The sequence below is a fragment of the Herbiconiux sp. VKM Ac-2851 genome (genome assembly GCF_013205105.1).
In the GTDB taxonomy this organism is placed as follows: Bacteria; Actinomycetota; Actinomycetes; order Actinomycetales; family Microbacteriaceae; genus Herbiconiux; species Herbiconiux flava.
The window spans coordinates 383339-397365 of the sequence record NZ_JABMLJ010000001.1 but is presented as its reverse complement, the minus strand read 5'-3'; the positions used below and the strand labels follow the sequence as shown (position 1 = coordinate 397365).

The 14027-nt window shown below is 69.8% G+C and carries 11 protein-coding genes; 3 read left to right on the top strand and 8 right to left on the bottom strand.

Translation table 11 applies throughout. The annotated features are described in order from the left end of the window. Nucleotides 1-83 precede the first annotated feature (83 nt). Complete coding sequence (mraZ, locus tag HQQ85_RS01805) at nt 84-515, bottom strand: division/cell wall cluster transcriptional repressor MraZ (RefSeq protein ID WP_173180798.1); 432 nt, start codon at nt 513-515, stop codon at nt 84-86. A gap of 281 nt (nt 516-796) precedes the next feature. Further along, nucleotides 797-1192: a DUF3040 domain-containing protein gene (locus tag HQQ85_RS01800; RefSeq protein ID WP_173180797.1), complete on the bottom strand. Its 396-nt coding sequence runs from the start codon at nt 1190-1192 to the stop codon at nt 797-799. A 77-nt stretch (nt 1193-1269) separates the two neighbouring features. On the opposite strand from HQQ85_RS01800, the gene HQQ85_RS01795 reads away from it, so the two are divergent. Next, the gene (locus HQQ85_RS01795) at nt 1270-2379 is read left to right on the top strand and encodes a polyprenyl synthetase family protein (RefSeq protein WP_173180796.1); all 1110 of its coding nucleotides are present in this window, start codon (nt 1270-1272) and stop codon (nt 2377-2379) included. Nucleotides 2380-2382: 3 nt separating this feature from the next. On the opposite strand, the gene HQQ85_RS01790 is transcribed toward HQQ85_RS01795, so the two are convergent. Continuing rightward, a complete protein-coding gene (locus HQQ85_RS01790) occupies nt 2383-2724 on the bottom strand; it encodes an Rv2175c family DNA-binding protein (RefSeq protein WP_371741721.1) in 342 nt (113 codons plus the stop codon). Between the two features lie 160 nt (nt 2725-2884). On the opposite strand from HQQ85_RS01790, the gene pknB reads away from it, so the two are divergent. Further along, complete coding sequence (pknB, locus tag HQQ85_RS01785; protein WP_216851455.1) at nt 2885-4897, top strand: Stk1 family PASTA domain-containing Ser/Thr kinase; 2013 nt, start codon at nt 2885-2887, stop codon at nt 4895-4897. A gap of 86 nt (nt 4898-4983) precedes the next feature. Here pknB and HQQ85_RS01780 read toward each other — a convergent pair whose 3' ends face one another. The 3 genes from HQQ85_RS01780 to HQQ85_RS01770 form a co-directional block, all read right to left on the bottom strand. Further along, nucleotides 4984-6327, bottom strand: a complete 1344-nt coding sequence (locus HQQ85_RS01780) for a class II 3-deoxy-7-phosphoheptulonate synthase (RefSeq protein WP_271206579.1) — start codon at nt 6325-6327, stop codon at nt 4984-4986. A 61-nt stretch (nt 6328-6388) separates the two neighbouring features. Further along, on the bottom strand, nt 6389-7087 hold the full coding sequence (locus tag HQQ85_RS01775; protein WP_173180792.1) for a lysophospholipid acyltransferase family protein: 699 nt from the start codon (nt 7085-7087) through the stop codon (nt 6389-6391). 2 nt (nt 7088-7089) lie between these two features. Next, nucleotides 7090-8037 (bottom strand): ROK family glucokinase, encoded by a 948-nt coding sequence (locus HQQ85_RS01770; RefSeq protein ID WP_173180791.1) that lies wholly within the window; start codon nt 8035-8037, stop codon nt 7090-7092. Between the two features lie 103 nt (nt 8038-8140). Between HQQ85_RS01770 and HQQ85_RS01765 the strand changes: the two genes are divergently transcribed. Further along, nucleotides 8141-9964 carry an AMP-dependent synthetase/ligase gene (locus HQQ85_RS01765; protein ID WP_173180790.1) on the top strand — a complete coding sequence of 608 codons (1824 nt, stop codon included), beginning with the start codon at nt 8141-8143 and terminating at the stop codon, nt 9962-9964. A 63-nt stretch (nt 9965-10027) separates the two neighbouring features. On the opposite strand, the gene def is transcribed toward HQQ85_RS01765, so the two are convergent. Further along, nucleotides 10028-10519, bottom strand: coding sequence for a peptide deformylase (gene def, locus HQQ85_RS01760; RefSeq protein ID WP_173180789.1), 492 nt, complete (start codon nt 10517-10519; stop codon nt 10028-10030). A 58-nt stretch (nt 10520-10577) separates the two neighbouring features. Then, complete coding sequence (locus tag HQQ85_RS01755) at nt 10578-13991, bottom strand: pyruvate carboxylase (RefSeq protein WP_173180788.1); 3414 nt, start codon at nt 13989-13991, stop codon at nt 10578-10580. Between the last annotated feature and the right edge of the window lie 36 nt (nt 13992-14027).

Genomic DNA, 14027 nt, shown 5'->3' with positions numbered 1-14027 from the left:
CCGGGGAAGTGCGGCAGGGCGTCCGACCTGGCACCGGGGAAGTGCGCCAGGGCGATGAACGGCTGGGAGTCAGGGACGACGACTCAGAAGAGGCCGGGGATCACCTCCTCGTCGGTGTCGGAGAACGCGGCCTCCTGGGCCTCGAGGTAGGTGGCCCAGGCCGTCGCGTCCCAGATCTCGGCGCGCGAGCCGACGCCGATGACGACGAGATCGCGATCGAGACCGGCGTAGTTGCGGAGCGGGGCCGGGATGGTGACCCGGTGCTGCTTGTCGGGCGTCTCGGCGCTGGCACCGGAGAGGAACACGCGCTGGTAGTCGCGAGCCTGCTTGCTGGTGACGGGAGCCTGCCGGATCTTCTCGTGCAGGTTCTCGAACTCGCGGGTGGAGAACACGTACAGACAGTTCTCCTGGCCGCGCGTCACGACCATGCCCCCGGCCAGCTCGTCCCGGAACTTCGCCGGGAGGATGATGCGCCCTTTGTCGTCGAGCTTGGGTTCGTAGGTGCCAAGGAACATCTACCTCCCCGTTCTCTCCGGCCAGATTGTGTGGGCTTGACCTCCACTTTACTCCACTCCCTTCCACATATCTACGACATTCGGGATCAATATGGGCCGAAACGGAAAAAATTCCGCGTCAGCCTGCGGAAGTTCGGGGTGGAGGGGAATGGAGGGAGATGGGCGGCGGGGACGGGCATCCGGGCACAAAAAAAGACCGGCCCGAAGGCCGGTCATGGGCAAAAGAAAAGACCGGCCCGAGGGCCGGTCTTCACAAGTGGAGGATAAGGGAGGGCTGAGCCCTACTCGCCGCGATCGTCGTCGCGTCGCTCCCAGCGGTCGTTGAGTCGATCCATGAAGCCCGACTTCGACGAGGCCGTGGCGCCGCCGCGACCCGCCGTGGGCGTTCCGCCGAGCGGGGCCTTCGGGGCCGGCCCGCGGGAGGTTCGTCGAAGGGCCAGCAGCACGCCGCCGAACATGGCGACGAAACCGGCCAGGCCGATCAGCGGCTGGTGCAGCACCACGCCGACGATGACGACACCGAGACCCAGGATTCCGACCAGGATCCCCAGCACGAGCGCGCCGTAGTTGAGTCGGCCTCGCGCCCCGCTGACGGCCGACACGAAGTCGGCGTCGTTGTGGTAGAGACTGCGCTCCATCTCATCGAGGAGTCTTTGTTCTTGCTCCGAAAGCGGCATCCTATTTCACCTCAGGCTCGGGACCGACGCGTGATACTTGCTGATTGTAGTGCGCGGGGTCTAGCTAGGCTAGGCGAGTGATGGAAAGCCCGCGCCTAGTCAATCTCGTCGATGCTCGGATCGTGGAGTTCCTCGCATCGCGCGAGTCCATTCTCGGTCGTGTGGCCCCCGACCTCGCCCCCTTCTCGCGGTTCTCGCGGGATCTTCTCAGCGGCGGCAAGAGGTTCAGAGCCCTGTTCTGCTACTGGGGCTGGCGGGCGGTCTCCCCCGCCGCCACCGCCTCGGCCGTTCCGGGCGAGAAGGAACTCGACTCCCTGATCGACCTGTGCGCCGGCCTCGAGCTCTTCCACGCCGCCGCTCTGGTGCACGACGACATCATCGACAACTCCGACACGCGCCGCGGCATGCCCTCGGCGCACCGCCGCTTCGAGTCGCTGCACGCCGACGGCGGCTGGCAGGGGTCGCGCCGCACCTTCGGCGAGGGCAGCGCCATCCTGCTCGGCGACCTGCTGCTCGCCTGGAGCGACGAGCTGATCGCCCGCGCCGTGCTCGGGGCCCCCTCGCTCGAGACCCACCTCGCCGCGCGCGAGGCGATCGACACCATGCGCACCGAGGTCACGCTCGGCCAGTACCTCGACCTGCTCGAGGAGCGCGCCTGGGCCACCACCGACCCCGAGGCCTCGCTCGAGCGCGCCGAACGGGTGATCGTCTACAAGTCGGCGAAGTACAGCGTCGAGGCCCCGCTCGTGATCGGGGCGTCCCTACGCGGCAGCTCGCCCGAGCAGACGGATGCGCTGCGGCGCTTCGGGCTCCCGCTCGGCATCGCGTTCCAGCTGCGCGACGACGTGCTGGGCGTCTTCGGCGACGCCGAGCTCACGGGCAAGCCCTCGGGCGACGACCTCCGGGAGGGCAAGCGCACGGTGCTCGTCTCGCTCACCCGCTCGCGGCTCGACCCGTCATCGCGGCGGCTCTTCGACGAGCTGATCGGCGACCCCGAGCTCGACGAGGGGCAGATCAGGATGCTGCAGCAGACCATGGTGGGCACGGGCGCCGTCACCGAGGTCGAGAGCATGATCTCCCGGCGCCTCCGCACCGCGCTCGACGAGCTCGACCGCGCGCCGCTCGGCGACACCGCGAAGGCGGAGCTGACGAGCCTCGCGAAGCGGCTCGTCAACCGCCAGGCCTAGCGGCTAGAAGTCCTGCGCCTGCGCGATCCGGCGCACCTCGGCCTTGCGGCCGGCGCGCAGCGCGGCGATCGGCGTCGCGTCGAGCAGCTCGTTCGGCGAGAGCAGCCACTCCAGGATCTCGTCGTCCGTGTACCGGTTGTCGGCGAGCACCATGATGGTGCCCCGCAGCTCGGTCAGCGGCTCGCCGTCGCGGATGAACTCCGCGGGCACCGAGAGCACGCCGTCGCGGCGGGTCGCCACCAGATGGTGGTCTTCGATCAGGCGCCGCACCTTGCTCGGCGTGAGCCCCAGCAGGTCGACGAGGTCGGGAACGGTCAGCCATCCGGTGGCGGGCAGATCAGTCACGAGTACAGATTGCCACGCGCCGGGGCACCGCCCGCAATCGGGTCTCATCACGAATGCATAAAAATGCGCATCCGGATGCCCGATCGGCCGGTGTCTATGCGGCCAGGGCGATGCCCCCCTCTCTAGACTCGGAACTGTGACAAGCGCCCCGCCCGACCCGATGATCGGACGTCTCATCGACGGCCGCTACTCGGTGCGTTCGCGGATCGCGCGCGGCGGCATGGCGACCGTGTACCTCGCCACCGACCTGCGCCTCGAGCGCCAGGTGGCCATCAAGATCATGCACGGCCACCTCGCCGACGACGCGGTCTTCAAGGAGCGCTTCGTGCAGGAGGCCCGTTCGGCGGCCCGGCTGGCGCACCCCAACGTCGTGAACGTCTTCGACCAGGGCCAGGACAGCGACATGGCGTACCTCGTCATGGAGTACCTGCCCGGAGTCACCCTGCGCGACCTGCTGAAGGACTACGGAAAGCTCACCACCGAGCAGACCGTCGACGTGATGGACGCGGTGCTCGGCGGTCTCGCCGCCGCCCACAAGGCCGGCATCGTGCACCGCGACCTCAAGCCCGAGAACGTGCTGCTGGCCGACGACGGCCGCATCAAGATCAGCGACTTCGGCCTCGCCCGTGCCGTCTCGGCCAACACCGCGACCGGCCAGGCCCTGCTCGGCACCATCGCCTACCTCTCCCCCGAGCTGCTCACCCGCGGCACGGCCGACGCCCGCAGCGACATCTACGCGGCCGGCATCATGATGTACGAGATGCTCGTCGGCGCGCAGCCCTACGTGGGCGAGCGGCCGATGGCCATCGCGTTCCAGCACGCGAACGACCCGATGCCCGTGCCGAGCGCCGCGCAGCCCGGCGTGCCCGAGCAGCTCGACGACCTCGTGCTCTGGGCCACCGCGAAGAGCCCCGACGAGCGGCCGAGCGACGCCCGCGAGATGCTCGAGCGGCTGCGCGAGGCCGAGCGCGAGATCGTCGGGGCGCGGCCCGTCAGCAACTCCACCGCGCGCACCGTGGTGCTGCCCGAGACCTTCGACGCCGACCTCGACCACGCGCAGACCCAGGTGCTCGAGTCGCGCCGCCGCACCGGCCAGATGGCCGCGGTCGGCGGGGCGACCGGTGAGACCACGGCGTACGCTTCGCCGCTCATCACGCCGACCGGTCCGATCCCGCCCGGCGCTCCCGGCTCGCCCGGCTCGCTCGCGGCGCTGAACGACAGCGGCTCGCACTCGGAGACCCGCCAGAAGCTCGCCACGAAGTCGGCGCGCCGACGCCGGCGGGGTCTCTGGGTGTTCGCGCTCATCCTCTTCGTCGCCGCCGGCCTCGGCACCGGCGCCTGGTACTTCGCCGCCGGCCCCGGCGCCATGCTCACGGTGCCCGACGTCACCTCGCAGACACCGGATGCGGCGGTCGCCACCCTGCAGGGTCTCGGCCTCGAGGCGTCGCAGACCCCCGCCACGAGCCCCACGGTGCCGGCCGGATCGGTGATCGGCACCGACCCCGCCTCGGGCAGCAGCGTGCAGACCGGCTCGGGCGTCTCCGTGCTCGTCTCGTCGGGGCCGGCGATGCTCGCGGTGCCGACACTGACCGGCATCCCTGAAGATCAGGCGCGCGCCGCGGTCGAGGAGGCGGGCTTCACGAACACCGACTCGGAGACGCAGTTCAACGGGGACGTCGAGGCCGGTGTCGTGCTCGCAGCGCTCGACGCGGCCGGCAACCAGCTCGGTGCCGAGTACGGCGAGCAGCAGCCGGTGACCCTCGTGGTCTCGCTCGGCGCGGTGCCCGGGGTGATCGGCCAGACCCTCGAGGAGGCGCAGGCGACCCTGTCCGCCGTCGGCCTCGTCGGCGTGGAGGGCTCCTCCGACTTCAACGAGGAGGTGCCGGAGGGCCAGGTCTACAACGCCGTGCTGCCGGCCGACATCGTGCACCAGGGCGATTCGATCACCCTGGACATCTCGCGCGGCCCCGAGCCGGTCACGGTGCCCTCCGACATCGTCGGCCAGTCCTGGGCCGACGCCAAGCCGAAGCTCGTCGAGCTCGGCTTCGACCTCCGCTACAACGCGGTCGCCGACGCCCTCCCCGACGCCTTCAAGATCAGCGCCACCGACCCGGCACCGGGCACGAGCCTCCCCCGCGGCTCGTCCCTCACGGTCTCCTTCAGCGTCTTCTAGCCGCGCACCCCAGGCGAGTTGCCGAAAAACGCCCTATCCGAGCTCCGGAAGGGCGTTTTTCGGCAAGTCGCCGGGTGGCCTGGGCGTCAGGCGCGGGCGGCGCTCGAGACCTTGAGCTCCTCGGCCACCAGGAAGGCGAGCTCGAGCGACTGCATGTGGTTCAGGCGCGGGTCGCAGAGCGACTCGTAGCGCGTCGAGAGGGTGGCCTCGTCGATGTGCTCCGATCCACCGAGGCACTCGGTGACGTCGTCCCCGGTGAGCTCGACGTGGATACCGCCGGGATGCGTGCCCGCCGCCCGGTGCGCCTCGAAGAAGCCCTTGACCTCGTCGACCACGTCGTCGAAGCGACGCGTCTTGTAGCCGTTCGGCGTGGTCAGCCCGTTGCCGTGCATGGGGTCGGTGACCCAGAGCGGCAGCGCGTCGCTCGACTTGATGGCCTCGAGCAGCGGGGGCAGCGCATCCCGGATCTTGCCGGCGCCCATGCGCGTGATGAACGTCAGACGCCCGGGCTCGCGCTCGGGGTCGAGCTTGTCGATCAGGCGCAGCATGTCGTCGCCGGTCGTGGTCGGGCCGAGCTTCACGCCGATCGGGTTGCGCACCCGCGACAGGAAGTCGACGTGCGCGCCGTCGAGCTCGCGCGTGCGCTCCCCGATCCAGATGAAGTGGCTCGAGGTGTTGTACGGCGTGCCCGTGCGCGAGTCGATGCGCGTCATCGGCCGCTCGTAGTCGAACAGCAGACCCTCGTGGCTGACGTAGAACTCGGTGCGCTTCAGCGCCTCGAAGTCGGCGCCGCACGCGACCATGAACTTCACGGCCCGGTCGATCTCGCCGGCGAGCTGCTCGTAGCGCACGTTGGCGGGGTTCGAGGTGAAGCCCTTGTTCCACATGTGCACCTGGCGCAGGTCGGCGAAGCCACCCTGCGTGAAGGCGCGGATGAGGTTCAGCGTCGACGCCGCCATGTGGTAGCCGTCGAGCAGGCGCTTCGGGTTCGCCGTGCGCGACTCGGGCGTGAAGTCGTAGCCGTTCACGATGTCGCCGCGGTACGCGGGCAGCGTGATGCCGTCACGGGTCTCGGTGTCGCTCGAGCGCGGCTTGGCGAACTGGCCGGCCATGCGCCCCATCTTGATGACGGGCATCGAGGCGCCGTAGGTGAGCACGACGGCCATCTGCAGGATGGTCTTCACCCGGTCGCGGATCTGGTCGGCCGTCGCGCCCGCGAAGGTCTCGGCGCAGTCGCCGCCCTGCAGTAGGAACGCCTCGCCCCTGGCTGCCGTGGCGAGCCGGGAGCGCAGGTTGTCGACCTCGCCCGCGAAGACGAGCGGCGGCAGCGTGGCGATCTCGCGCGAGACGGCCTCGACGGCGGTCTGGTCGGGCCAGGACGGCTGCTGCTTCACCGGGAGGGTGCGCCAATAGTCCAGACCCGCGATCACCGATTCATCCGCTTCGACGATTTGCTCTGTTGGATCTACCACTGGTTTGGATTCCCTGTATCTATTTGGCGGTGGCGCGCGGTCGCACGCGTTTCTCCTTGACCGAAGTCGCATAGACGTCCGCGTATTCCTGGCCTCCCAGGCGGTGCAGCTCGTACATGATCTCGTCGGTCACGGAGCGGAGGATGAACCGGTCTGATTCCAGTCCCTCGAACCTACTGAAATCTAGTGGCTCCCCGATGACGATGCCAATCCGGCGGATCTTCGGCAGCTTCGTGCCGATGGGCATGACCTTCTCGGTGTCGATCATGGCGACCGGGATGATCGGCACATGCGCCTCGAGCACCATCCGCGCGACGCCGGTACGGCCGCGGTAGAGCTTCGCGTCGGGGCTCCTGGTGCCCTCGGGGTAGATGCCCAGCAGGTCGCCGCGCGCCAGCACCCGGAGGCCCGTGTTCAGCGACGCCTCGGAGGCCTTGCCGCCCGCGCGGTCGATCGGGAGCTGGCCCGAGGCGATGAAGAACAGCCGCACCAGGAAGCCCTTGATTCCCTTGCCCGTGAAGTACTCGCTCTTGGCGAGGAACGACACCTGCCGGTCGACCACCACGGGCAGGAAGACCGAGTCGCTGAACGAGAGGTGGTTCGAGGCGAGGATCGCACCGCCGGAGGCGGGGATGTTCTCGAGCCCGATCACCCAGGGCCGGAACAGCGTCTTCAGCACCGGGGCGATCAGCAGGTATTTCGCGAGGAAGTAGAACACGCTCAGATCGATTCTGCGTACTGACGGGCGAGGTCGGCGGCGCCGACGACACCGGCGTCGTTGACGAGCTCGGCGATCGCGAACGAGGGTTCGGGGTGGTACCCGCGAGCCGGCAGGCTCTCGAGGAACGACTGGCGGATGGGGTCGAGCAGCAGGTCGCCGGCCTGGGCGACCCCGCCGCCGATCACGAACAGCTGCGGGTCGAGCACCGCGCCGAGACTGGCGCAGGCCTGGCCGATCCAGGTGCCGAGGGTGCGCAGGGCGGACAGGGCGCCGGGGTCGCCGATGGTCACCAGCTCGCTGACGTCGTGACCGGTGAGCACGCCCTTCCGCTGCCGAACCGAGGCCAGCACCTGACCGATGCCGCCCGCGTCGGCCAGCTCGTTCGCGAGCCGGAGCAGCGCTCGGCCGGAGCCGTACTGCTCGATGCAGCCGTGGGCCCCGCATCCGCAGGGCAGACCGCCCGGCACCACCCGCATGTGCCCGAGTTCGGCGCCGGCGCCGAAGCCCCCGCGGAACAGGCGGTCGCCGCTGACGATCGCGCCGCCGACGCCCGTGCCGATGGTGAGCATGACCATGTCGCTGACGAGACGGCCCGCGCCGAAGCGGAACTCGGCCCAGCCGGCGGCGTTCGCGTCGTTCTCGACGATGATGTGCATGCCGAGCCGGTCCTGGAGCTTCTCGCGGAACGGTTCGTTGCGCCAGTTGATGTTGGGGGCGTAGTAGACGACCGACTGCGAGGCGTCGATGAATCCCGCGGCGGCCACGCCGACCGCGGCGATCTCCTCGCCCTCGGCCAGGCTCTTCACCATCGCCACGACCGAGTCCTCGATGACCTGCGGCTCGGCGGCGATGGTCGGCGTGCGGTCGTGCTTGACGATCGTGCCGAACTCGTCGACGACGGCTCCGGCGATCTTCGTGCCGCCGATGTCGATGCCGATGGCGCGCATGGATGGTTCCTTCCGACCGGGCGAAACGTGCGCCCAGGGAAGCCCCGAGCGCACCAAGTAGAGTGTAGAGGAGAAGAACCTGACCGGTACCGAAGGAGCTGCCGTGGACCAGTACGAGAATCCTGCCGTCGTCGCCGCCGACCCGGGGGCGAACGTCACCGACCTGCTCGTCGAGCGGGTGCGCAAGGCCCCCGATCAGCCGCTGTTCGCGGTGCCCGAGAACGGCGGTTGGCGCGACATCACCGCCGCCGAGTTCCTCACCCAGGTGAAGGCCGTCGCCAAGGGCCTGATCGCGGCCGGCATCGAGCCGGGCGACAAGATCGGCCTGATGTGCCACACCCGCTACGAGTGGACGCTGATCGACTTCGCCACCTGGTTCGCCGGAGCCGTGCTGGTGCCGATCTACGAGACGTCCTCTCCCGCGCAGGTGCAGTGGAACCTCAGCGACTCGGGCGCGACCGCCATCATCGTCGAGACGGCCGACCACTTCGCCCGCTTCGACGAGATCCACGCCGACCTGCCGCTGGTCACCCGCGTCTGGCAGGTCGACCTGGGCGATCTCGACAAGCTCGCGGCGACGGGGGGTGCGGTGTCCGACGACGAGGTCGAGCGCCGCCGCAACCTCGCCCAGGGCTCCGACCTGGCCACGCTCATCTACACCTCGGGCACGATGGGGCGGCCGAAGGGCTGCGTGCTGACCCACTCGAACTTCGTCGAGCTGAGCCGCAACGCCGCGGTCTCGATGGCCGACGTGCTCGCCCCCGGGTCGTCGACGCTGCTGTTCGTCACCACCGCCCACGTCTACGCCCGCTTCATCTCGGTGCTGTCGGTGTACAGCGGTGTGAAGGTCGGCCACGAGTCGAACACGAAGAACCTGCTGCCGGCCCTGGGGTCGTTCAAGCCGACCTTCCTGCTCGCGGTGCCGCGCGTGTTCGAGAAGGTCTACAACTCGTCCGAGCAGAAGGCCGAGGCCGGTGGCAAGGGCAAGATCTTCCGGGCCGCCGCGGCGGTCGCCGTGCAGCACTCCGAGGCGCTGGACGCCGGGCACGTGCCGCTCGGCCTGAAGCTGCGCTTCGCCGTGCTCGACCGGCTCGTGCTGTCCAAGCTCCGGGCGGCCCTCGGCGGACGCGTCAAGTACGCCGTCTCGGGCTCGGCCCCGCTGGGTCATCACCTGGGTCACTTCTATCGCAGCCTCGGCGTCAAGATCCTCGAGGGCTACGGCCTCACCGAGACCACCGCGCCGGCCACCGTCAACGTGCCGGAGCAGTTCAAGATCGGCACCGTCGGCCCCCCGCTGCCGGGCGTCGCGGTGAAGCTCGCGGGCGACGGCGAGATCCTGATCAAGGGCGTCAACGTCTTCGCGGGGTACTGGAACAACCCCGAGGCGACCGCCGAGGTGATGGACGGCGAGTGGTTCAAGACGGGCGACATCGGCACCCTCGACGACGACGGCTTCCTCACCATCACCGGCCGCAAGAAGGAGATCATCGTCACCGCCGGCGGCAAGAACGTCGCCCCGGCCGTGCTCGAGGACCCGATCCGCGCGAACCCGGTCGTGGGCCAGGTCGTCGTGGTCGGCGACCAGCGCCCGTTCATCTCGGCGCTGATCACCCTCGACTCCGAGATGCTGCCCGTGTGGCTGAACAACAACGGCCAGGATGCGACGATGAGCCTCACCGAGGCGGCCGTCAACCCGGCGGTGCTGGCCGAGATCCAGCGGGCCGTCGACACGGCGAACGCCCTCGTCTCGCGGGCCGAGTCGATCCGCAAGTTCGTGGTACTCACCGACGAGTTCACGGAGGACAGCGGGCACCTCACGCCCAAGATGTCGATCAAGCGCAACGTGATCCTCAAGGACTACGCGGCGGTCGTCGACGGCATCTACTCGGCGGCCCCGGCCACCGAGGGCCAGTCCCTGGTCTTCTGACGCCGGAGGGTCGTCAGACCCTGGTGCAGGGGCCGCGCATCCGTCGCCCCTGCACCACCGAGATCAGAACCAGCTCGACTCGCGCACCTGCCGCATCGCCTCTCGGCGGGTGGGCTTGTCGAGCCGGTCGAGGTAGAGCAGGCCGTCGAGGTGGTCGGTCTCGTGCTGCAGCGCCTGGGCGAGCACGCCCGTGCCCTCGACGACGACCTCGTTGCCGTCGAGATCGGTGCCGCGGGCCTTCGCGTAGGGGTACCGACTCGTCTTGAACCAGAGCTCGGGCACCGAGAGGCAGCCCTCGTCGACGAGTTCGGGCTCGCCCGACGTCTCGACGAGCACGGGGTTCAGGATGTACCCGACCTGACCGTCGACGTTGTAGCTGAACGCGCGCAGGTTGACGCCGATCTGCGCAGCGGCCACGCCGGCGCGGCCGGGCACCTTCACGCTGTCGAGCAGGTCCTCGACGAGGGCGCGCACACGGTCGTCGATCTCCACGATCGGGTCGGACACGGTCTTCAGCACGGGGTCGCCGAACAGGCGGATCTCGCGAACAGTCACAGCGGTGGTTCTCTTTCGGTGTCTTCGGTCGGGGTGCGCAGGGACACCCCGGTCGGGGTCAGGATGCGGGGGTCACCACGGCGATCAGGTCGCCGGCCTCGACCTGCTGGGTGGTGGGGATGGCGAGCCGGGAGACGGTGCCGGCGATCGGGGTGGTGATCGCCGCCTCCATCTTCATCGCCTCGATGGTCGCGACCGGGGCCCCGGCGGCGACGGTGTCTCCGACGGCGACCTTGACGGTGACGACGCCGGAGAACGGGGCCGGCACCTGCCCGGGCTGGGCCGCATCCGCCTTCTCGGCCGTCTTGGTCTCGACCTTGACGGAACGGTCGCGCACGTTCACCGGGCGCAGCTGACCGTTGAGGGTCGTCATGACGGTGCGCTCGCCCTTGTCGTCGACCTCGCCGATGGCCTCGAGGCCGACGAACAGGCGCACGCCGCGGTCGATCTCGACCACGTGCTCGGTGCCCTGCTGGAGGCCGTAGAGGTAGTCGACGGTGTCGACCACGGACAGGTCGCCGAACAGTTCGCGCAGCTGCTCGAAGGTGCGGGTCGGGGCCGGGAACAGCAGCCGGTTCAGGGTCGCACGTCGCTCGCGGCCGGCCGCATCCGGTGCGATCGCGGCCAGGTCAGCGTCGTCGACCGGGGTGACCCCGACCTTCACGTCGCGGCCCGCGAGCACCTTCGTGCGGAACGGCTCGGGCCAGCCGCCGGGCAGCTCGCCGAGCTCGCCGGCCATGAAGCCCACGACCGAGTCGGGGATGTCGTAGTTGCCCGGTTTCTGTTCGAAGTCGGCCGGGTCGGCCTTCACCGCCGCGAGGTGCAGAGCGAGGTCGCCCACCACCTTCGACGACGGGGTGACCTTCGGGATGCGGCCGAGGATCTTGTTCGCCGCGGCGTACAGGTCCTCCACCCGCTCGAAGTCGTCGGCGAGGCCGAGCGCGATGGCCTGCTGGCGCAGGTTCGACAGCTGCCCGCCCGGGATCTCGTGGTTGTACACGCGGCCCGTCGGCCCGGCGAGGCCGGACTCGAACGGGCGGTAGACCTGGCGCACCGCTTCCCAGTAGGGCTCGAGGTCGCTGACGGCCTTCAACGACAGCCCCGTGTCGCGCTCGGTGTGAGCGAGCGCGGCGACCAGAGCGGATGCGCTCGGCTGACTCGTGGTGCCGGCCATCGGTGCGCTGGCCACGTCGACCGCGTCCGCGCCCGCCGCACTGGCGGCCAGCAGCGTCGCGAGCTGCCCGCCCGCGGTGTCGTGCGTGTGCACGTGCACCGGCAGGTCGAACCGCTCCCGGAGGGCCGACACGAGCTTCGCGGCGGCGGCCGGACGCAGGAGCCCCGCCATGTCCTTGATCGCGAGCACGTGCGCACCCGCCGCGACGATCTCGTCGGCCAGGCGGAGGTAGTAGTCGAGGGTGTAGAGGTCCTCGGCCGGGTCGAGGAGGTCGCCGGTGTAGCAGACGGCGACCTCGGCGATCGTCGTGCCGGTGGCGAGCACCGACTCGATCGCGGGGCGCATCTGGTTCACGTCGTTCAGGGCGTCGAAGATGCGGAAGACGTCGATGCCGGTCGCGGCGGCCTCGCGCACGAAGGCGTCGGTCACCTCGGTCGGGTACGGGGTGTAGCCGACGGTGTTGCGGCCGCGGAGCAGCATCTGGATCGCCACGTTCGGCAGGGCCTCCCGCAGCACGGCGAGGCGCTCCCACGGGTCCTCGCCCAGGAAGCGCAGCGCCACGTCGTAGGTCGCGCCGCCCCACGCCTCGACGCTCCACAGCTCGGGGGTGAGCCGGGCGACGTAGGGCGCGACCGCGACGAGGTCGCGGGTGCGCACGCGGGTCGCCAGGAGGGACTGATGAGCATCCCGCATCGTCGTCTCGGTCACCGCGAGGGCGGTCTGCGCCCGGAGCGCCTCGGCGAAACCGACCGGACCGAGCTCGAGCAGCCTCTGCCGGCTGCCGGCGGGGGCCGGGACGGTGAGGTCGACGGCGGGGAGCTTGTCGACGGGATGCACGGTGACCGTGCGGGGCCCGTTCTGCTGGTTCACCGTGACGTCGGCGAGCCAGTTCAGGATCTTCGTGCCGCGGTCTTTCGACGGATGCCCGGCCAGCAGCTGCGGCCGCTCCTCGATGAAGCTCGTGCTGAGGTCGCCGGCGGCGAACGACGGGTCGTCCAGCACGCCCTGCAGGAACGGGATGTTCGTGGACACGCCGCGGATGCGGAACTCCGCCAGCGCCCGCCGCGCCCGCCTGACCGCCGCGGGGAAGTCGCGGCCGCGGCAGGTCATCTTCGCCAGCATCGAGTCGAAGTGCGGGCTGATCTGCGCACCGACGTCGACGGTGCCGCCATCCAGGCGCACGCCCGCGCCTCCGGGTGAGCGGTAGGCGGCGATCTTGCCGGTGTCGGGGCGGAACCCGGCGGTCGGGTCCTCCGTCGTGATGCGGCACTGCAGGGCGGCGCCGTGCAGCACGATGTCGGCCTGGTGCATGCCGAGCTCATCGAAGGTGCTGCCAGAGGCGATGAGCATCTGCGACTGCACGAGGTCGACGTCGGTGACCTCCTCGGTGACCGTGTGCTCGACCTGGATGCGCGGGTTCATCTCGATGAAGACGTGCTCGCCTGCCCGCTCGCCGACCGTGTCGACCAGGAACTCGACCGTGCCCGCGTTGACGTAGCCGATCGACTTCGCGAACTTGATCGCATCCGCGTGCAGGGCCTCGCGCAGCTCGTCGGAGATGTTCGGCGCCGGAGCGATCTCGACGACCTTCTGGTTCCGGCGCTGCACCGAGCAGTCCCGCTCGAACAGGTGCAGCGTCTCCCCCGTGCTGTCGGCCAGGATCTGCACCTCGATGTGACGGGGCCGCAGCACCGCCTGCTCGAGGAACATCGTCGCGTCACCGAACGCGCTGTCGGCCTCCCGCATCGCCGCCTCGAGCGCACCGCGGAGCTCCTCACGGGTCTCCACCCGGCGCATCCCCCGCCCGCCACCACCCGCAACGGCCTTCACGAACACCGGGAACCCGATCTCATCCGCCGCCGCGACCAGCACGTCGAGGTCGGTCGTCGCCGGCGACGACTTCAGCACCGGCACCCCCGCCGCGATCGCGTGCTCCTTCGCCGTGACCTTGTTGCCCGCCATCTCCAGCACGTGCTCGCCCGGGCCGATGAACGTGATGCCGTTCTCGGCCGCGGCCTTCGCCAGCTCGGGGTTCTCCGACAGGAACCCGTAACCCGGGTAGATGGCGTCGGCGCCCGACTCCTTCGCGACGCGGATGATCTCGCTCACGTCGAGGTAGGCGCGCACCGGATGCCCGACCTCACCGATCTGGTACGCCTCGTCCGCCTTGAGGCGGTGCATCGAGTTGCGATCCTCGTACGGGAACACCGCGACGGTCTTCGCACCCAGCTCGTACGCGGCCCGGAAAGCGCGGATCGCGATCTCCCCGCGATTGGCGACCAGAATCTTCGTGAACATGGAGACCTTTCGAGGCGCATGCGCGTACAGCGAACA